18 protein-coding genes are annotated in these 20045 nt (G+C 56.0%); 10 read left to right on the top strand and 8 right to left on the bottom strand.

The features are described from left to right. Positions 1-604 precede the first annotated feature (604 nt). Entirely contained in the window at positions 605-1720 is a 1116-nt protein-coding gene (locus HUJ17_RS14730; protein WP_290511405.1) for a DUF1254 domain-containing protein, read from the top strand. 42 nt (positions 1721-1762) lie between these two features. Further along, positions 1763-1873: a WS/DGAT domain-containing protein gene (locus tag HUJ17_RS16895; RefSeq protein ID WP_366471188.1), complete on the top strand. Its 111-nt coding sequence runs from the start codon at positions 1763-1765 to the stop codon at positions 1871-1873. A gap of 54 nt (positions 1874-1927) precedes the next feature. On the opposite strand, the gene HUJ17_RS14725 is transcribed toward HUJ17_RS16895, so the two are convergent. The 5 genes from HUJ17_RS14725 to HUJ17_RS14705 form a co-directional block, all read right to left on the bottom strand. Then, a complete protein-coding gene (locus tag HUJ17_RS14725; RefSeq protein ID WP_290511404.1) occupies positions 1928-4186 on the bottom strand; it encodes a hypothetical protein in 2259 nt (752 codons plus the stop codon). Positions 4187-4419: 233 nt separating this feature from the next. Continuing rightward, positions 4420-5388, bottom strand: coding sequence for an AraC family transcriptional regulator (locus HUJ17_RS14720; RefSeq protein ID WP_290511403.1), 969 nt, complete (start codon positions 5386-5388; stop codon positions 4420-4422). Positions 5389-5632: 244 nt separating this feature from the next. After that, positions 5633-6808, bottom strand: a complete 1176-nt coding sequence (locus tag HUJ17_RS14715; protein ID WP_290511402.1) for a low temperature requirement protein A — start codon at positions 6806-6808, stop codon at positions 5633-5635. Positions 6809-6869: 61 nt separating this feature from the next. After that, the gene (ycaC, locus tag HUJ17_RS14710; protein ID WP_290511401.1) at positions 6870-7496 is read right to left on the bottom strand and encodes an isochorismate family cysteine hydrolase YcaC; all 627 of its coding nucleotides are present in this window, start codon (positions 7494-7496) and stop codon (positions 6870-6872) included. A 54-nt stretch (positions 7497-7550) separates the two neighbouring features. Further along, entirely contained in the window at positions 7551-8417 is an 867-nt protein-coding gene (locus HUJ17_RS14705) for a pirin family protein (RefSeq protein ID WP_290511400.1), read from the bottom strand. A 100-nt stretch (positions 8418-8517) separates the two neighbouring features. Here HUJ17_RS14705 and HUJ17_RS14700 point away from each other — a divergent pair, with 100 nt between their 5' ends. Continuing rightward, positions 8518-9423 carry a LysR family transcriptional regulator gene (locus HUJ17_RS14700; protein WP_062817503.1) on the top strand — a complete coding sequence of 302 codons (906 nt, stop codon included), beginning with the start codon at positions 8518-8520 and terminating at the stop codon, positions 9421-9423. A gap of 13 nt (positions 9424-9436) precedes the next feature. On the opposite strand, the gene HUJ17_RS14695 is transcribed toward HUJ17_RS14700, so the two are convergent. Beyond that, complete coding sequence (locus HUJ17_RS14695; protein ID WP_290511399.1) at positions 9437-10453, bottom strand: AraC family transcriptional regulator; 1017 nt, start codon at positions 10451-10453, stop codon at positions 9437-9439. A gap of 190 nt (positions 10454-10643) precedes the next feature. Between HUJ17_RS14695 and HUJ17_RS14690 the strand changes: the two genes are divergently transcribed. From HUJ17_RS14690 to HUJ17_RS14675, 4 genes are all read left to right on the top strand, one after another. Then, complete coding sequence (locus tag HUJ17_RS14690) at positions 10644-11963, top strand: hypothetical protein (RefSeq protein WP_290511398.1); 1320 nt, start codon at positions 10644-10646, stop codon at positions 11961-11963. Positions 11964-12143: 180 nt separating this feature from the next. Further along, complete coding sequence (locus tag HUJ17_RS14685; protein ID WP_290511397.1) at positions 12144-13643, top strand: NAD(P)/FAD-dependent oxidoreductase; 1500 nt, start codon at positions 12144-12146, stop codon at positions 13641-13643. 11 nt (positions 13644-13654) lie between these two features. Then, complete coding sequence (locus HUJ17_RS14680; protein ID WP_290511396.1) at positions 13655-14476, top strand: alpha/beta fold hydrolase; 822 nt, start codon at positions 13655-13657, stop codon at positions 14474-14476. A 142-nt stretch (positions 14477-14618) separates the two neighbouring features. Then, positions 14619-15092 carry an NYN domain-containing protein gene (locus HUJ17_RS14675; RefSeq protein WP_290511395.1) on the top strand — a complete coding sequence of 158 codons (474 nt, stop codon included), beginning with the start codon at positions 14619-14621 and terminating at the stop codon, positions 15090-15092. 80 nt (positions 15093-15172) lie between these two features. Here the strand turns inward: HUJ17_RS14675 and HUJ17_RS14670 are convergent, their stop codons facing one another. Together HUJ17_RS14670 and rnk are read right to left on the bottom strand one after the other, a co-directional pair. Continuing rightward, the gene (locus tag HUJ17_RS14670) at positions 15173-16447 is read right to left on the bottom strand and encodes a bifunctional O-acetylhomoserine aminocarboxypropyltransferase/cysteine synthase (protein WP_063508489.1); all 1275 of its coding nucleotides are present in this window, start codon (positions 16445-16447) and stop codon (positions 15173-15175) included. A 72-nt stretch (positions 16448-16519) separates the two neighbouring features. Next, positions 16520-16900, bottom strand: coding sequence for a nucleoside diphosphate kinase regulator (gene rnk / locus HUJ17_RS14665; RefSeq protein ID WP_290511394.1), 381 nt, complete (start codon positions 16898-16900; stop codon positions 16520-16522). A gap of 390 nt (positions 16901-17290) precedes the next feature. On the opposite strand from rnk, the gene HUJ17_RS14660 reads away from it, so the two are divergent. The 3 genes from HUJ17_RS14660 to HUJ17_RS14650 all read left to right on the top strand — a co-directional run. After that, positions 17291-18643 (top strand): wax ester/triacylglycerol synthase family O-acyltransferase, encoded by a 1353-nt coding sequence (locus HUJ17_RS14660; protein ID WP_290511393.1) that lies wholly within the window; start codon positions 17291-17293, stop codon positions 18641-18643. A 68-nt stretch (positions 18644-18711) separates the two neighbouring features. Then, a complete protein-coding gene (locus HUJ17_RS14655; RefSeq protein ID WP_290511406.1) occupies positions 18712-19230 on the top strand; it encodes a CinA family protein in 519 nt (172 codons plus the stop codon). Between the two features lie 270 nt (positions 19231-19500). Continuing rightward, the coding region (locus tag HUJ17_RS14650; protein WP_290511392.1) for an ATPase domain-containing protein at positions 19501-20045 on the top strand (545 nt) is incomplete at its 3' end.

The raw sequence follows: 20045 nt of genomic DNA, 5'->3' as shown, positions 1-20045 counted from the left end.
GCCATGACACACCTCCATTAGGGGCTACCCTAACTATAAAGGGTGTCTACTCTCTGTGGGTAACTCGGGAATTGCATGCCAGGAGGTGTGCCTAGAGCGGTTGTTGATTCTCTTCGTGCTAAAAAAAGAGGTAGAAGTCCTTAGCTGCTAATGACTAATAGCGTTACTAGGCTTGAAGGTGTGTGCAGGTGGGCTCCGTATTGTCCGCTAGATTCCATGGTGATCCGTCACGATCCAGAAACCAAGTGTAGGTTATGGTATAGCAAGTGACCCTTTTGGCAATGATGGCCAGTTAAATAAGCCTAAACACACCTGTGCATCATTGGCGTATGTTGGCTCAGGTCAGCGCTCACGCTTCCTCCAAGGAGATACTAAAAGTGAAAGCAGGCATGATATAGGGATTGGCAACAGGAATCATCGGGGCCAGGTTATGCGTGTCATCGATTAAGTCGAGTGAGCGATGATTGTTCATCGAGTTTTGCTTGGATATTCGTGGTAAAAGTGATGTTTTCCCTGTGGAAAGGTCTCGCTGGTGCGAATTTATTGATGGTATTACCTGAAGAAACAGGGCAGTGAGCGTCTTGAATCGAAATTAGGAGGTTTTATGAAACGGAAAAATCTGTTTTTTGCATCGGCAATGATGCTGTTAATAGCAGGTTGTGGTCAGCAGACGCCAGAAAAGGAAGCAACAAAAACCTCTGCCTCTACGGTACCGGATCTGGGCTCTGAGAAGTTTTGGCAGCGTACGACGGATGGCAGCATCTTGGTAACGCCGGACAATTTCATTCGCGCTGAATCCGACCTGTATCTGGCTGGCCAAGTGGCGGATGGCGCCTTTGGGAAGTTTAAGCACACCAGGGATGTGGCACCGGTTGATAACCAGCTCGTTATTCGGCTGAACCGGGACACTATCTATTCGGCGGCCGTGTTTGATCTCGATGCCGGGCCGGTGACGGTGACGCTACCGGATTCCCAGGGGCGCTTCATGTCCATGCTGGTGATCAATCAGGACCACTATAACCCTCTGGTGGGCTACGAGGCTGGCGACTATGTTTTATCGCGAGAGCTGGTCGGAACCCGCTATGGCATGGTGGCTATCCGGACACTGGCTAACCCCAATAATGAAGCAGACATGAAAGCGGCAAGAGCGCTTCAGGATGCCATTGCTGTCAGTCAGCCCGGAGGCCCGGGAAAGTTTGATATTCCCTCATGGGATCAGGCCAGCCAGGCAAAAGTGCGAGCCGCCCTGCTGCAGCTGGCAGGATCCCTTCCAGATATGCGCTATTCCGCAGGCGCTGGTCCAGAGGACGTTGATGCGGTTCGTCGTCTGATTGCCTCAGCGGCAGGTTGGGGACTGAATCCTGACAAGGATGCCATTTATCTGAATGTGAACCCGGAACAGAATGACGGGAAAAGTGTTTACCAGCTCACGGTGAAAGAGGTGCCTGTGGAGGCCTTCTGGTCAATCAGCGTTTACAACCGTGAGGGTTATTACGAGCCCAATGATCAGAATGCCTACACCGTGAACAGTGTGACCGGAGTAAAGAATGATTCCGGTGAAATGGTTATCCAGTTTGGAGACTGTGGGGATGCGGTTCCCAATTGCCTTCCAGTGGTAGAAGGGTGGAATTATATGGTCCGCTTGTATCGGCCAGATGACAGTATCCTCAATGGGGAGTGGCAATTCCCGGAGGCGGTTCTGGTTGATGAGGGCCAGTAAGGATGATCCCGGCGTCTCATGTGAGGCGCCGGACATCGTTTAATCAGTTATGCGGGAAATCTTGAGTTCGGCCTTATCGGCTGTCAGCGCACTGTGCCGCACCTGCGAAGATTTCTGCAATATCTGGAAGACGGGTTGGCGGAACTTGAGTAATGCCAATGCCATCCAGAATCAGCGCCTCAGACACCGAGGCGCTGATTCTTTATGTCACGGCAGGTAGCCCTGGTTCTGGCCCTGGCTTACATCAATAGAACGCCCGTCACTCAGCATGAGTGTGGTTGCTCCGTCACTGATAAGGTCATATTCAAATCCCCCCTCCAGGCATGTTGCTGCGACATCAATGGTTCCCTGATGAAGGTTTTTCAGCGACCCGGTCAGACTGGCACTGGCAGCTTCCTCTCCCGTCTGCGTTAAAGTCCGGTGGCTGCCTACCCAGGGCAACACCTCCGTGCCTCCTTCTAGAACCGTTGTTTCCGCTTCGTATTTTTCAGCGCCACAGGCATGGGTTGTGAGATCGATTTGTACAGCTTCCTGACTTCGTTCCGATAACGCAGACAACCAGTAGGCATGATTGTGCTGGATATCATATTCGGGGTAGGCATTGGCCGGTTCATAGCGGTAGGTCACCCTTGCCGGGTTCTCCCGTTGGGCCCGGTCAGTGATGTAACGAGCTTCTTTGCTCCACTGATCAATGAGGATATAAGTCAGGTGCTCTGCCACGGGGTGCAGATAGAATTGATAGGGCATCTCGCCCTCGAGTAACCGTTCCTCCAGGCCAAGGCTGGTTGTCACGTGCACGAGTTCATCCGCACCACTGTAGACATGGGCAAAGGGCACATGTTGCAGATTGCTGACGTAGTCGTACACATTGTCCACCGCTCCAATGGTCGAAGATTCCTGTATTTCGTGAACTGGAGAAAGAGCTAGTGACAGTTGATCTTCAAGATTGAAAAAGTCGCCGAGGATGGGAATATCATTGACCAGACTGTCCAGAAGGCTTCCCGCTACAGGGATCTCGCCTTCGTTGATGAGTTCATGGGTAAGTGGAAGATTGAGCAAGCTGCCGGTAAAACCGACCCAGTTGACGCCGGCGGCGTAATCCTGCGGATAGAGAGATGCCATTCTCATTGCACCATAGCCGCCCATTGAATACCCACTGATAATTCGCTTTGAGCTATCAATCGGGTAGTGACGTTCCACATCCGCCTGGACATCCCGTACATCCCTTTCAGAAATATCCGAAAAGAAACCCGTTGGACCACGGCCAAGCGGTGCCGCCAGGATGCGATTCTGATTATCGGCGAAAGCGGCCTGGAAATTGCGCTGATTAATCTGGCTGGCATGGTTGGCTTCACAGCCGTGCAGAATCATTTGTAGCCCGAAGGGGCCTTCGCCTTCGGGGACATAGAAACCATAGGGTTGGTAACGCCCCAGGTAGTGGAAATATTGTTCACAAGGAATATTGGTGTCGCCGTGACGCCCAGGTACGCCCTGAAGAGACACGCCCTCACCGGGGGGCAATGTGTATTCAGACGTGTAGACCCGTTGCTGGAAGCCTTTGGTCTGTGCGGGTTCCTGGTTGATCCGGTTTTCCAGGTCCGCACGGTTCACAGTATGCCCGAACTGTGAAATATCCCCATTGGCTAGTACCTTGGCCTGAATGTCTTCCCAGAAATTGCCGGCATCCGGCAGGAACTGTTCCGGCACAGAGCCCGCGCGAGCCATTTCGTTGGGGCCGCGGAAGGCCAGGTTCATAACGGTGCCATTGGCCTGGGCTACCACCGCCTGGATGCGCCAGATGGGGCTGTCGGGGGCAGGAATGCTCCCTGATAGCGTGTTACTTAGCGGGTCGCCCTGTTCGAAGCGGTAGAGCTTGTCCCACCCGTCGCTACGAATGCCAAGATCGTCCCAGTCTCCACCGCCGGTGGCACGATCGTTGTCCGTATCAATGGCCAACACTGCCAAGGCATCGGTACTGCCATAGAGTGTATTTAGCTCGAAGGTGACATTAACCACATCCCCGTCAAGCTGGAGCGTTAATTTGGCGAGGTCTGCCGTGTTTTCCAGGCCGGCCGGGTAGCGTTGATCGCCGGCAGTGGGGGAAAGCAGGCCAGGTGTGTTCGCTTGCGGATTACCAAATTCCCCGCCCCGGGAAAGCAAATTAAGAAGGTCGATGCCGTTAGTCGGGGAAATGCCGATCAGACCCGTATCGGCACCATAATCATCGTAAATATAGTCACGATAAATCAGCGCGCCATCACAAAGCTCCACGGTGCCTGCTACCCAGCTATCACGGTCGCAGGATATGCCTGCGATCGGAGGGGTTGGCTCAGGCGTTTCCGAAGCGGGAGGCGTGCCCGGGTTATTGTTCGGGGCAGGCGTGGCGGACGAACTGCCACCACCACCGCACGCAGCAATCAGACCCATGGCGGCCAGAACTGACAATCCTTTCAGGTAAAGCATCATTATTATCCTTTTGATGAAAAGACATGCTGGGCCTGGACGTGATGGATCAGCTCACGTTTCGGCCCCCAACAAATTTGTACATGAACCAGGACATCAATCGGGCGGGAAGAATGCGGAAAAATGTAACCATGCGGTTACTGCCGTTGGCCACCGATTGCCTTGCTGGTACTCACTCACCACCCGTCACGAACAGGGTTATGCTCTACCATTCATCACAGACCTTGCTGAGGGCGTCAGGGTTTGCGCGACAGGGAGATTTCCCGATAACGACTGGGCGTTTGCCCGGTCTGTTTCTTGAACCAGCGAATGAATGACTGGCTTTCGGTATAACCCAGGGCCATGGCAATGGTTTCGATGGTTCGGTCACCGGTGGAAAGGTATTCGATGGCCAGGGTGAGCATGGCCTGCTCATGAAGGGCGCGATAATTGATACTTTCCCTGGAAAGCTGTCGGTGGAGATGACGGCTGCTGATGCCCAATGCGCTGGCAAGATTCTCCTTTGATGCTTGCCTGGAGATGATCTGTTCCCGGGTTATCTTGTAGGCATGGTAGTAGAAGCCCTTTTCGGTGCGGGATGATTCCAGAGATTGGGCATGTTTCTCCAGCGAATACATCAGGCCCGGGTCCGCACTATTGAAAGGCAGGGTCAGGGTTTCAGGAGGCATGACCAGCCCATTGTGTTTCTGGTTGTACCGTACCCGGCAGCCAAAATGGGCCTCCACTTCCTTTCTTGCCGCCATCGTCTGGGGGGCCGAGTGGGTGAATCGCACTTCGGTCAGCCAGGTGAATTGTGGATCCTTGAGCAAGCTGCGGGTTGTATTGAGTGCTGCCAGGATGAATTCCGTCGCATGGCGTTCGAAGGTGGGGTTCAGGGTATGGGCGGACCATGACCAGACACAGAGTCCCGGTTCTTTCAGAAGCCGGGTCTTGCCAAAGCCGCTGATCAGATGCTCATAGCGGATGCAGACAAGAATGAAGTCCTGGAGATTCCGGCAAGCCTGACGAATATAGCCCACCACACCAAACCCTTCGGGTCTGACCCTTTGGGCAAGGTGGAAACCGAATAACTCATCACCGGTTTCGTTCAGGCAATGATCGAGTAATTTTTCCAGCAGGAGTGCAGGAACCTCTTTCTGTTCATCCAGCCATAAACGGGTGTCATAGCCCTCGCGCTCCAGCAGGGTGTCCAGATTCAGCCCCATGTCGGGCAAGCTGAGAGACAGATGTCTAAGCAGGCCGGCTTGAACGGGAAGTAGCGATAAGACGGGGTTATTGTCTGCCATGGGAGTATGGGTGGAGCGCCGTTTATTCGTTTTTGTTAGTTCCGAGCACACAGCACGGTTGCTTGAAATATAGTCAGTTACCGATGGGATTACAGGGGCCTGAGCGGCCCCCGAATAAACATTTCAGGCCATAAAAGCCGTCGTTAACAAAAATTAAACGCTTTCAATGACTATTTTTGCGCATCACCACCACCGTTTCCTGAATGGCCACCAGGACCAGAATCAGGGTGGTGGCTACCGCGACGGCCACTGGTGGCACATGGGATGCGGCAACGCAGAGGATGGTCAGGAGTGCCAGCCCAATGTAATGGGAAAGCGGGTGGCTGTTGAACACCAACCGCTTGAACAGAATGTTGGCGATCAGGTACAGCGCGGTACCACCGATCATGGCGACCATGGTGCCGATACCGGTATGCCCGAGGGGATGGGCGAGAACAAACTCGTCCGCCACCGCCACCAGCACGATGGCAATGATCAGCAACAAGTGCACATAGGTGTAGACCACGCGGGCAAGGTGTCCACGGTTATCACTGCTGGCGATAACCTCGCTGGCTTTCTCTGCGCTGAGACTGAAGTAGATCCACCACATTGCCACGGTGGCCACAAAGGCGCTGATAAACGCCGTGAAGGTTGCCAGGTCCCAGTGCGCGCCCGAAAAGGTATTGCCCGTCACCAGCAGGGATTCACCCAGGGCAATGATGAGCAAGAGTCCGCAGCGTTCTGCCATGTGCGGGCCGGAGATATCCCACTCCTTAGTGTCAGAGCGGCCGAGTCCGGGGACCGCGAAGGACAGGGAGGCGGAGGCATACTCGATGAGCAGGGCCAGGCTCCAGAGGACGGTTCGGGTTGTGCCTTCCTGAAGGGCGCCGGTTATCCAGAGAACGCCTGAGACGGCAAACCAGATTGTCATGCGGATAAAGCCGCGATGCAGTTCCGGTCGGTGCTGTCGGCTGCACAGGCAAATAAAAACGGTACGGCCGATTTGCATGGCGACGTAGCAGAGCGCAAACAACAGGCCGTGTTTTCCAAAAGCATCGGGAATGGCAATGGACAGGCCCATCCCCAGCAGCATCAACACAAAGAGCATCAGGCGAACGGCAACGGTCTCCGGGTCCAGCCAGTTGGTGACCCAGGTGGTGAAGACCCACACCCACCAGACGGCCAGCACCACCAGCAAGCCCTGATAGACCCCGTAAGAGGTGAAATGGGTAATCAGCAGATGAGCGCTTTGCGTAATCGCGTAGACGAAGACCAGATCAAAAAACAGCTCGGAAAAAGAGACCTTGTGTTCTGAATGATCACCCTTGGGGCGGAAGAGCCCATGTGTCGGGGAGGGCATGGCTGCTCCTGTTGGATGCTTGATATGGCAGGGATGGCCCCGCCAGGCGGGGCCGGGAGGATCACTTCCCTTCAGTCAGGGTGCTGTAGCTGGTAATCAGATTACGGTAATCCGGGATGTGGTTGGAGAAAAGTGCACCCAGACCTTCGATGTCGTTGCGCCAGTCACGATGCAGTTCGCAGGCGGTACCGAACCAGGTCATCAACTGGGCGCCGGCAGAGGTCATGCGATCCCAGGCCGCGTCACGGGTCATGGCATTGAAGGTACCGGAAGCGTCAGTGACGATGAAGACCTCGAAATCTTCCTCCAGGGCGGACAGTGCCGGGAAGGCCACGCACACCTCGGTGACCACACCGGCAATAATCAGCTGTTTCTTGCCAGTGGCTTTTACTGCCTTGACGAAGTCTTCGTTATCCCAGGCGTTGATTTGCCCTGGGCGCGCGATGTAAGGCGCATCAGGGAATATTTCTTTTAACTCGGGCACCAACGGGCCGTTGGGGCCAGTCTCAAAACTGGTGGTGAGAATGGTCGGCAGGTTGAAGTACTTGGCCAGATCGGCCAGTGCCAGAACATTGTTCTTGAACTTGTCCGGATCAATATCGCGAACCAGAGACAGCAGACCGGCCTGATGGTCGACCAGCAACACTGCCGCGTTGTCCTTGTCGAGACGATTGTATTGCTTACCCATAGTCTTTCTCCTGGTGGTAATGGGTAACGATGTCGTTACCCGTAATTGAACTTTTCACGATGACATCTTTCCGAAATCACCCTGTTGGAAATCCCGGATTGCCTGGCGAATTTCTTCCTTGGTGTTCATGACAAAAGGGCCATAGCCTTCGATAGGTTCGTTCAGGGGCTCGCCGGCGATCAGCAAAAGCTGGCTGTCTGCCTCCGCCTGAATGTGCACTTGACCACCCTGTGCGCTGAGCACAACCATCTGGCCGGCGGCGGTGCGTGCATGTTCATTGATCAGGGTGCTGCCGCTTCTGGCAATCACGGCCGTATTCCAGCCATCGGGAACGTCCAGAACCACATTGGCATGAGCCTGTACGGTGACATCCCAGACCAGCATGGGAGAAAAGGTCCTGGCTGGGCCCTTGTGCCCTTGATAGTCACCGGCAGTGACTCGAATTTCGCCCTTGCCGTCGTCCAGGGGCACCACGGGAATTTGTTCACGGGTAATCCCCTGATACGAAGGCGGTGTCATCTTGTCGGCGGCGGGCAGATTGACCCACAGCTGAATCATTTCCAGGTGACCCCCCTGGTAGGTGAAGGCCGGGGAATGAAACTCCTCATGAAGAATGCCGGCACCGGCCGTCATCCACTGCACGCCACCCGGGCCGATCACGCCACCCTGGCCGGTGGAATCCCGGTGCGCCACTTCGCCCTGATACACAATGGTTACGGTCTCAAAACCGCGATGGGGATGTTCCCCTACGCCGCGGGGCTTGGTGGCTGGGGGGAAGCGGGCCGGGCCGGCATAGTCCAGCAGCAGAAAGGGGCTCAGCTGTTTGCCGTGACTTTCATAGGAAAACAGGGAGCGAACCGGAAAACCGTCACCGACCCAGTGGGGTTGAGGCGCAGTATAGACACCCAGTATTTTTTTCATCGACGGCCTCCTTATCAATCTGCTATGAATGATAGGGATGGAACGGTTGAGCTAATAGGTGGCAAAATTGTGATGCAGCGTTGCATTTTTGGAACGATAAATGGAAGACCTTAACGACCTGTATTACTTCGCCAAGGTGGTGGAATACGGCGGTTTTGCCCCGGCGGGGCGGGCCATTGGTGTCCCCAAGTCCAAGCTCAGCCGGCGGGTGGCCGCCCTGGAAGAGCGTCTGGACGTTCGCTTGCTAAACAGATCGAGCCGTCAATTTTCAGTCACTGAAATTGGTGGGCAGTACTACGAGCACTGCAATGCCATGCTGATCGAAGCCGAATCGGCCCAGGAAGCCATTGATGCCGTCCGGGCGGAGCCCCGTGGCGTGATTCGGTTAACCTGCCCGATCACGCTGTTGCATGTGCATATCGGGCCTTTTCTTGCCGACTTTCTGCGGAAATACCCCCATATCACCATCCATTTGGAGGCCACCAACCGCCGGGTGGATCTGATCAATGAAGGGGTGGACGTGGCCATTCGGGTGCGACCACCCCCGCTGCAGGACAGCGATTTGCGGCTGCGGGTGCTATCCGACAGGGGGTTGGCCCTGGTTGCCAGCCCGGAGCTGGTAGCGCAATTCGGTATGCCGTGTCATCCACGAGAACTGGAGCTGTGGCCCAGCCTGGGGCTGGGTTCGCCGCGGCCGGATTTTCGCTGGGAGTTACGGGGCGAGGATGGCAGCCAGATCAGTGTTTTTCACCAGCCCCGTTTTGTGACCACGGACATGATCGCCCTGCGCCGTGCCGCCATGGCGGGAGTCGGGGTGGTGCAGCTGCCCATACTGACGGTGCAAAGACAACTGGAGCGCGGTGAGCTGGTGCGGGTTCTGCCCCACTGGGCGTTACATCGGGATATCATCCATGTGGTGTTCCCGTCACGGCGGGGTGTCCTCCCCGCGGTGAGAACCCTGATTGACAGTCTTGTGGAATTCTATGAGTCCTTTGATGAGGAATGATTCAGGGAAAGCGTTAATCGCTGGCATGTTCCAGACGATACTGTCTCGGTGTTTTGCCAAACCAGAGCCGGCAAGCGCGGTTAAAGGCGGATTGCTCCGAGTAGCCCAGCAACCCCGCAATCTGGCTGAAAGGCATGTTGGGATCAGCCAGGTATCGTGTGGCTAGAGCCTGTCGTTCCTGACTGAGAATTTCCTCGAAGGTGGTGCCTTCACTTTTCAGCTTTCGTTGCATGGTGCGCTTGTGCATCGACAGTTCCGCCGCAATGACTTCACTGTGACACTGGTTTATCGGTAGCAATGTGTGGATCAGTCGCACCACATTCTCGGTCATGGACACCGGATTGGGCGCTTGCTGGGCGGCCAGGTAGTGTTCGGCCAGCTGCCAGGTCTGGTGGTCGGCACTGGATAACGGTAGCGAAAAGGCAGCTTCGGGTAATTCGAAGCCGCACCAGGGTTGACGAAAGTGGCTGGGGCACTGGAAGACCGAGTCGTAGATGGTCTTGTCACTGGCCCGGTCGTGCATGAAATGGACACTCAGTGGTCGAAAATCTTCTCCACAAAGCAGCGTCATCACCTGGCGCATATTGGCAAGACTCAGCTCATAGGCCTGAAGTTGATAGGGGCCGTTGCCGTCTTCAATAGTAAAATTCAGGCGGATTGTCCTTTGTTTGCCCGACATCCTTGGAATGTAGTTGAGCTTGAGTGCCGGGCAATGGAGGTGCAAATAGCGGGCGATACTGTATGAGGCATCGCCTACCGTTGGGGCGCTACGGGCAATCACGGTAATGGGGCCGAGAATATCCATGCCCTGGAATTCTGCTAACCGCAAACCCAGTTCCGGGAAATTCAACGTTTTCGCGGTGTCCTCGAAAAGCGCTGCCATATCGCGATAGACCAGAAAAGACTGGTCATCACGCTGCGCAGCGGCGGGAATATTATGCCTGGCAAGCAAGGGTAGAGGGTCCTCGCCTCGCTGGATCAGCAGCTCATCATAGCCCCACAAGTTTGTTGCCCTGATCAGGTTGGCCATGCTTTCTCCCTGAAAATACCCACATTGATCCGGATACAGATCAACTGATTGCTATGTCGCGATACGTCAAAAAACTGTCTTGATTCGTCAAGAAAGTCAACGGTGCTTTCTGAAATAGTGCTTTCAGTTTGTCGATCCCGGGTACCTCAGCCTCCGGGTTTATCAATGTGCGCAACAGGAGAAAGACATAATGATAAAAAAATTCACTATGGTGATGTTAGTTACTGGGCTGGCTGCTTGTGGAGGAGAAAACAGCGACTCTTCACCGGTTACTGCCGTTGAGCCCAGGCTCAGTACCTGCTTCTGGAACGGCCCTTATGTGAAGGAAAATCCGGCGGCCAACTTTGCTTACCCGGATACCGGTGCGGCCTATTGGACGGCTGAATATTCGCTACCGGAGGGTGCCACACTCAAGCTTGACGGCGATTTCCCTTATTCACGCTATATTTCCTATAACAGCTATCGAAGTGACGGCACCCCGGCGGATGTGGTCGCCGATAACACTATCGTACCGGAGCAGGGTGCAGTGAACCCCTTCGTGAATGGCAATCCACGTCAGGGGCAGCATCGTGGCTATCAGATTGAAGTCGCTGCGGGTAGTGCTCCGGAAGAACGTGTTGAAAACACCTTGTATGACAATGCGGAAGGTGGAAAGTCCATCCTCATGTACCGGGTTTATGTTCCCGATGAAGGCAATGGCATCCTGGGTGGGGTGGAGCTGCCCGAAGTGTCGGTGACAACCGCTGACGGCGTGACGCACACCGGCGACGATGCCTGCGAGCAAATTGACGCCCAGCAAAAGCTGGTGCAAATCCCTCGCGTCCCTGAGGAAGTTTATGCGAAGGCACGGGAGAATAACCCTGCCCATGTTCCGCCCCTGTGGCTGGCAATTTATAACTTTGAGTGGGCCATTGAATGTGCGTTCTACGATATTTGTGATACCGATCCGGTCCGTCAAGTCGGCTGGTTTGCCAACCTTGATAATCAGTACATGAGCAGTTTTCTTGATCGCAGCATCAAGCCCGTGATGGTCATTCGCGGCAAGATTCCCAGAACGCCGAAGACGCTTGGTGGTGATGAATATTTCGATACCTCCGAAGCTCAGCTTCGTTACTGGTCCATCTGCCAGACTGAATACTACTCACAACGAGTTGAGGCCTGCCTCTACGATGAGCAGATCACCATCAACCCGGATGGCAAGTTCACCATTGTCACCAGTACAGAGGCAGACAGACCGGGAAACGCCAGTGAGAAATGTGGGGTGGGTTTCCTGCCCTGGCCTGAAAACGGGGATGGTTTCTCTGTCGTTGAGGGTAGGGAAGACAATCCGGATGATGCCCTGGTGATTGTCAGAAACATGCAGCCCATGAATGGCTTCGACCAGGCAATTCAGGATACCCAAAAGCCCGGTGACGAAGCAGAGGTGCTGGGAGAGTATCTTCCCTCCATCGAATATTACACAACGGAAGAGTTTGAAGCGTTGGGTTGTGATGCCTATAACGCATTATAAAAACCCATGAGCCAGCAAAACGGCCCCGTTTCCCCGGGGCCGTTTTGCGTTGGGACGCCGGAAAAACAGCGATGCGCGGTTGTCGCGATTCGTCAAAAAATAGTCTCCATTCGTCAATATCGAATTCACCAATCCTGAAATAGTCAGTGACCAACATAGAATTGATAACAAGGAGGCGTCATGACCCCCGAGCACTACGACATCATCATCATTGGCGCGGGGTTGTCCGGCATTGGTACGGCCAGCCACATCGTTCGTGAATATCCCCATAAACGCATTGCCATTATCGAGCGCCGTGAAAAAGTCGGCGGCACCTGGGATCTGTTTCGCTATCCCGGTATTCGCTCCGATTCCGATATGGCCAGCTTCGGTTTCAACTTCAAACCCTGGTATTCCAACAAGGTGTTGGCAAAAGGCGGGGACATCCGTGATTACGTGGCAGATACCGCCAGGGAGTTCGGTCTCTACGACAAGGTCAAGTACGGTCTCAAAATCGATCATGCTGACTGGTCCAGTCGCGATCAGCGATGGGAGCTTTCCACACTGCATGAAGCCAGCGGTGAAGACCGGCATTTTACCTGTGACTTCATGGTGAATTGCGCGGGCTACTATAACTTCGATCGGGGCTATCAGCCTCACTTTGCCGGTCAGGAGCGTTTCAAGGGGGAAATTATTCATCCCCAGCACTGGCCAGAATCGCTGGACTACAATGGCAAGAAAGTGGTGGTGATCGGCAGCGGTGCCACTGCCATTACGGTTGTGCCGGCCATGGCGGAAAAAGCGGAAAGGGTTACCATGCTGCAGCGTTCACCCAGTTACATCATGGCAATGCCGGACACCGATAAATTGTCCATGGCACTGAACAAGGTGCTGCCTAGAAAATGGGTCTTTAACCTGGCCCGCAGTCGCAACATCCTGCTTCAACGTGGGCTGTATCTCGCCTGTCAGCGCTGGCCAAAGCCTGCTAAAAAATTGCTGGTATCGCATATGCACAAGCAGGCGCCAAATATCGACAAGCGTCATTTCAGCCCCAGCTATATGCCCTGGGATCAACGTTTGTGCGCCGCCCCGGATGGAGACTTTTTTGCCAGCCTTCGTTCCGGTAAAGCGGAGATCGTGACCGACCATATCGAGCGGTTTGATGAGACCGGTATTCTTTTAAAGTCAGGCCAGCATCTGGAGGCGGATATTATCGTCACCGCTACAGGGCTGGATCTGCAGCTGATGGGCGGACTGACACTGTCGGTGGACGGAAATCATATTCCTTTGTCGGAAAAGATGGCCTACAAAAGCATCCTGGTTCAGGACGTGCCCAACTATGCCTGGATTTTTGGTTATACCAATGCGCCCTGGACGCTGAAATGTGACATCGGCGGGCAATACCTGTGTCGCCTCTTCGATCACATGGAAGAAAGTGGCTTTACTGCGGCGACGCCAGTCGATCGTCATGGAAATCATACCAATGAAGGCATGCTTGACGGCTTTGCTCCCGGCTATATCAATCGAGCGAAAGACATCATGCCACGGCAGGGAAAGCAGGCACCGTGGAAAGTGACGATGCATTATGGCAACGACAAGCGGGTCCTTCTGGAAGAACCGGTGGATGACGATATTTTGCAGTTTGATACCCGGGCCGGTCGAGATGGTGAACACGTACCAGCGTTAAAGGTGGCAGGATGAATTCGGAAAATGTGAATCCGGAGGCGGGGGGCGACAGCCTCCCCCAGCAGCCGGACGTAGTGCTGGTGCACGGCATGTGGAGCCTGCCGGAGACCTTGCGGGAGCTACACGATGCTTTCGTGGCAATGGGGTATGGTGTGGAGTCCCTGTGTCTTCCGCACCACTATGAAAAATCGGCTTATGACGATGATCGCAAGGCCCGACTGGCAGCGGCCCGACTGGAAGAGTATGTGGATCATATCGTCGAAAAAATACTGCAGAAATCCTGCCCGCCGATTCTGGTGGGTCATTCCATGGGGGCGCTTCTGGCGCAACTGGCCGCTGCCCGAGTGCCTTGCGAAAGGCTTATCCTGCTGTCGTCGGCCGCTCCGGCAGGCATCAATGGCCTCGGCTTATCAGTCATTCGCACCCTGGGCCGAAACTTGTGGCAGTTTCCTCTATGGAAGGCCGTCACCGAAGTGACGGAAGCGCAGGTCAGATATGGCATCGCCAATGCGCAAAGTCCGGCCCTGCAACAGCATATTGCCAGAAACTGTACTTATGAATCGGGCATGGCGACCTGGCAAATCTCAATGGGGCTAATGCTACGCTCCCGTTCTTCCGCCCATGTGGATTTTTCACGAATTCAGTGCCCGGTGCTGATTATCGGAGGAACTGCTGACCGCATTACCCCCATCAGCATACAGCGTCAGATTGCTAACCGATTCAGGGGGCAAGCTGAATTGATAGAGATTGCTGATTGTTGTCACTGGACCATCGGAGGCGAATTTTTTCCGCAGATTCAGAGCGCTATTCATGAGTGGCTGGGTTTCAAGGAGCAGCAAGCAGGATAACGATTCCGTTTTCCTTATCGGTGTACGTCGTCTCAAAAGTGTTAAGGTTATTGGCGTGAGTCGCAGCTTTGCCGAGAACGGATCAACGGCAAAAAAAGTGTGCACTATCCAATAAGCCCCTACAGTAATCCGGAGGGACATTATGTCCCGCATCGCCGTTTTTGCCGACGTTCAAAATATTTACTACACCACTCGCCAGGCTTTTGGGCGACAGTTCAATTATCGCGCATTGTGGGAACAGCTCTGTAATCAGGGAGAGGTTGTCAGCGCCATTGCCTATGCCACCCATCGCGGCGATGACGGGCAGACCAAATTCCAGGATGCACTCAAACACATTGGTTTTACCGTAAAGCTCAAACCCTATATCCAGCGCAGTGATGGTTCCAGCAAAGGGGACTGGGATGTGGGTATCGCCGTGGATGTGATGACCCTGGCGCCGCAGGTGGATACCGTGGTGTTGCTATCCGGTGATGGCGATTTTGATGTGCTGCTGGAGCGGATCAACGTTGACCCCGGTGTGCGAACGGAGGTCTATGGGGTCGAATCACTGACCGCCCGTTCGCTGATTGATAGCGCCTCGGTATACCACCCGATTGGTAACGCCTTGTTGTTGTAGAACGCGGAGCGTTCAGCAAGGGGGAAGAAAACAGGTTGAGGCGGGAAAGCAGGGTATCGTCCTGCTCTCCCGCAAACGTCTCAGCGTGCGGCGTCCAGGGCCTGGCTGATGTCTGCCAGGATGTCGTCAATGTGCTCGATGCCGATGGACAGGCGCACCATCTCGCGGCTGACGCCGGCGTTGGCCAGTTCCTTGTCATCCAGCTGCCGGTGAGTGGTGGAGGCCGGGTGGCACGCCAGGGAGCGGGCATCGCCAATGTTCACCAGGCGCAGGATCAGTTGCAGAGCGTCGATGAATCGCGCCCCGGCTTCCTGGCCGCCCTCGATGCCGAAGCTGAGAATGCCGGACGCGCGGCCGTTCATGTATTTCTGTGCCAGCGCATTGTCCGGGCTTTCCGGCAGGCCGGCGTAGTTCACCCAGTTGACCTGGGGGTGGTCACGGAGGAACTCGGCCACCTTCTGGGCGTTTTCACAGTGGCGGTCCATACGCAGCGGCAGGGTTTCAATGCCCTGCAGGATCAGGAAGGTATTCATGGGGCTCAGGGCCGCACCGGTGTTACGCAGCGGTGCCACTCGGGCACGGCCGATGAAGGCGGCTTCACCGAGGGCTTCGGTATAGACCACACCGTGGTAGGACGGATCCGGCTCATTCAGCACCCGGAAACGCGCCTTGTGTTCAGTCCAGGGGAATTTCCCGGAATCCACAATTACCCCGGCTACGGAGTTGCCGTGCCCGCCCATGTATTTGGTCAGCGAGTGGACCACGATATCGGCACCGTGCTCGATAGGCCGCCACAGGTAGGGCGTGGCCACGGTATTGTCGACGATCAGCGGCACACCGGCCTTATGGGCCACCTCGGCCAGGCGGGCGATGTCGACGATGTTGCCGGCCGGGTTGCCCACGGACTCACAGAAGACGGCCTTGGTGTTGTCATCAATGGCGGCAGCCAGGGCATCAAAATCATCGTGGCTGACAAAGCGGGCTTCAATACCCCGGCGCGGCAGGCTGTGGGCAAAGAAGTTGTAGGTGCCGCCATAAAGTTTGCTGGTGGTAACAATGTTGTCGCCCACTTCGGTGATGGTTTCCAGCGCGTATTCGATGGCGGCCATGCCGGAGGCCACCGCCAGCGCGCCCACGCCGCCTTCCATGGCCGCGACCCGTTCCTCCAGCACCGCATTGGTGGGGTTCATGATGCGGGTGTAAATATTCCCGGGTACCTTCAGATCAAACAGATCCGCCCCATGCTGGGTATTGTCGAAGGCATAGGACGTGGTCTGGTAGATCGGTGTCACCACTGCCTTGGTGGTGGGATCCACCTGAAAGCCGGCACGCACGGCAAGGGTTTCCATCTTCATGAGCAGTCCTTGTATTGTTGTGTGAGTGAGTCAGTGTCAGAGCGTATCAAACTGAGTCCCGGTTATCCGGCGTTATGTCCGGCTCACGGACAGCAGCTGTAAACGCAAAAAATGCCCCTGGTGTGGCCAGCGTATCTCGTTCCCCACCTTTAGGCCGAGCAGGGCGGCGCCGGCCGGGGTCAGAATGGAAATGGCGTCGCTGACGGTCTGTGTCTCGTGGGGCAGGGTCAGCACTCTTTCGTGCTCCCTGCCGGTGGCAACATTGCGAAACCGCAGGCGGCTGCCGAGGGTAACCACGTCCTCCGGCATGGTGCTCGCCTCCACGATATTGGCCCGGGCCAGTTCGTCGTAAAGGTAATCGATCTGGTCCGAATCGCCCTTGAAGTTATCCAGCACGGCAAACAGGCGGTCACGGTCTGTGGTACTGACGGTAATAGGGGGTAGTGTGTTCATGGTGTTCTCCTGACGGTGTTAACAGTGGTTTTGCCGGGTCGCCGAACCCCGGTGTGTCATCAGGTGTTCGGCGTCAGGAGAGAAAGGCAGGGGTGCTCGCAACCTGCGCGAAAGCGCCGGCAGTGGGACAAGACATGAAGCCGTCAGTGACAGCAATAGTAGTGCGAACCAGATTCATGGAGTGAGATTAGCAGAGCCGGTCATTTTGTCCAGCGCGCTGTGAACCAGCGCGTCGGGAGGACAGGGCAGGGCGCTGAATGCCATGCCAAATAACCAAACGCAACGAATCTCATAATGCTGTTTCGCCATGAATATGGATGATTTGGCTATTGGCAGTTGATCGTCACGGCACCAGTATCGTCCGTGGCCCATAACAATAAGGAGATCGGGATGGCGCGAAAATTATCCATTATGGATTCCGGCTGGCTGATGATGGAAACCCGCGAGACCCCCATGCATGTGGGCGGGTTGGCACTGTTCGCGGTGCCGGAGGATGCCCCCAGCGATTACATGGAAAGCGTTTATCGCTACATGGTCGAGGTGGATGGGGTGTGCCGGCCCTTCAGCCAGAAGATCCAGTCCCGCCTGCCGGGCCGGCTGGATGCGACCTGGGTGGACGACAAGAATTTTGATATCGATTACCACGTACGCCACTCCGCTTTGCCGCGCCCTGGCCGGGTGCGGGAGTTGCTGGCGCTGGTATCCCGGCTGCATGCCCAGCGGCTGGACCCCAGCCGGCCCCTGTGGGAGAGCTATCTGATCGAGGGGCTGGAAGGCAACCGCTTCGCCCTTTACACCAAGATGCACCATTCCATGGTGGACGGCATGGCCGGCATGCACCTGATGCAGTCGCGGATGGCCAGTAGCGCCGATGAAAACCTGCCGGCGCCCTGGTCCGGGGAATGGGACAAGCGCAAGAAACCCCGCCAGAAAAACGTGGCAGTGGCCGCCAAGGCCGGCGTTCTGGATGGTGTGGGCAGTGTGCGCCGAGGTGCCGGGCAACTCGTGGACCTGCTGCGTTTGCCCAAGGAAAGCAATGTGAAAACCATCTATCGGGCCCCAAAAACGGTCTTGAATCGTCGTGTCACCGGCGCCCGACGGTTTGCTGCCCAGTCCTGGTCGCTGCCGCGTATCAAGGCAGCAGCAAAAAAGCACAACGGCACCGTCAACGATATTTTTCTGGCCATGTGTGGCGGCGCCATGCGCCGTTATCTGGAATCGCTGGATGCCTTGCCCGCCGAGCCGCTGGTGGCCCAGGTGCCGGTATCGCTGCGCAGCGCCGATCAGGCTGAAGGTGGGGGCAATGCCATCACTACGGTGCAGGTGAGTCTGGCCACCCACATTGCCAGCCCGCTGGGGCGCCTGGTTGCCATTCAGGAATCCATGCAGGCAGTGAAAACCCGCCTGGGCGAAATGCAGAAGGCGGACATCGACGTCTATACGGTGATGACTAATATGCCTCTCTCGCTGGGGCAGGTGACGGGCCTGTCTGGCCGGGTCAGCCCCATGTTCAACCTGGTTATCTCCAATGTGCCGGGGCCGAAGGAAACCCTGTATTTCAACGGCGCGGAGTTGCTGGCCTCCTACCCGGTGTCTCTGGTGCTGCACGGTTATGCGTTGAATATTACTGTGGTGAGCTACAAGGACAGCCTGGAATTCGGGGTCATCGGTTGTCGCGATACCCTGCCGCACATCCAGCGTTTCCTGGATTATTTCGAGGCCTCGCTGGCCGAGCTGGAATAGCGCCTTGGGCGCTGCGGGCCGGCAGTGGTATCTTGCGGGTTCGCTGGCAGGATATTCCCGGAGACACCGTGCATCACGACGACATCGCCCAGGCCGCGCGGCAACTGGCAGAGCAGCTGATACAGCAGTCCATCATGGTGGTCACAGCTGAATCCTGCACCGGCGGTGGCATTGCCCAGACGCTGACAGCCATTGCCGGCTCTTCTCGCTGGTTCGAGCGGGGCTTCGTGACCTATTCCAATGACGCCAAGCAGGAGATGCTTGGTGTGCAGGCCGCGACCCTGGAACGCACTGGGGCGGTGAGTGAAGACACGGCGCTGGAGATGGCGCTTGGGGCCGTTCGCCATTCCCGTGGGCAGGTGAGTATGGCCGTCACCGGCATTGCCGGCCCGGAGGGAGGCACCCCGGACAAGCCGGTGGGTACGGTCTGGATTGCCTGGGGCCACAGTAATGGGGACGCCGATGCGCAATGTTTCCATTTTCAAGGCGACCGGGATGCCGTCCGTCAGCAGACTATCCTGGAAGCCATTCGGGGCTTGAATGCGCGCCTGAAGTCGCCACAATCATCGTCATCCACCAGATATTGAACGCCGGGATACATCTTTCACGCCTTCCTTGCCAGGCATCGTCGATGCTTCGAGCAAGGCCATAGGCACAGGAAATCAACGATTTACCGCACTGATGACGTTGACGGCGTATCAGCCTGCAAGTGGCCATGGCTGCCAGGGTTGCAATGAGCCGCAATAGCTGTTCATAATACTGTCCATATTGTCAGTGCTGGCTAAAAGGCCAGATACGACAAGGCACAACACGGTCGCCGTCAATGATTGACGCACCAGTTAACGGAGAGGGGTCACATGAGCGATAAAGGTAAGGCGCTGTCTGCGGCGCTGTCACAGATCGAGCGTCAATTCGGCAAGGGTTCTGTCATGCGCATGGGCGATCGCAAGCGCGAGCGCATGCCGTCCATTTCCACCGGCTCCCTGGGCCTGGATGTGGCCCTGGGCATTGGCGGTCTGCCGAAAGGCCGTATCGTAGAAATCTATGGCCCGGAATCCTCCGGTAAAACGACCCTCACCCTCAGCGTGATTGCCCAGGCGCAGAAGAAAGGCGCCACCTGCGCCTTTGTGGATGCAGAACACGCCCTGGACCCGGATTATGCGGAAAAGTTGGGCGTGAACGTGGACGACCTGATCGTGTCCCAGCCGGATACCGGTGAGCAGGCCCTGGAAATTACCGACATGCTGGTGCGCTCCGGTGCCGTGGATGTGGTGATCGTCGATTCCGTGGCGGCTCTGGTACCCAAGGCGGAAATCGAAGGGGAAATGGGTGATACTCATGTGGGCCTGCAGGCTCGTCTGATGAGCCAGGCTCTGCGCAAGATCACCGGTAACGTGAAAAA

The organism is Alcanivorax sp., assembly GCF_014762765.1.
Classification (GTDB): domain Bacteria; phylum Pseudomonadota; class Gammaproteobacteria; order Pseudomonadales; family Alcanivoracaceae; genus Alcanivorax.
This window is presented reverse-complemented; position numbering and strand designations above follow the sequence as displayed.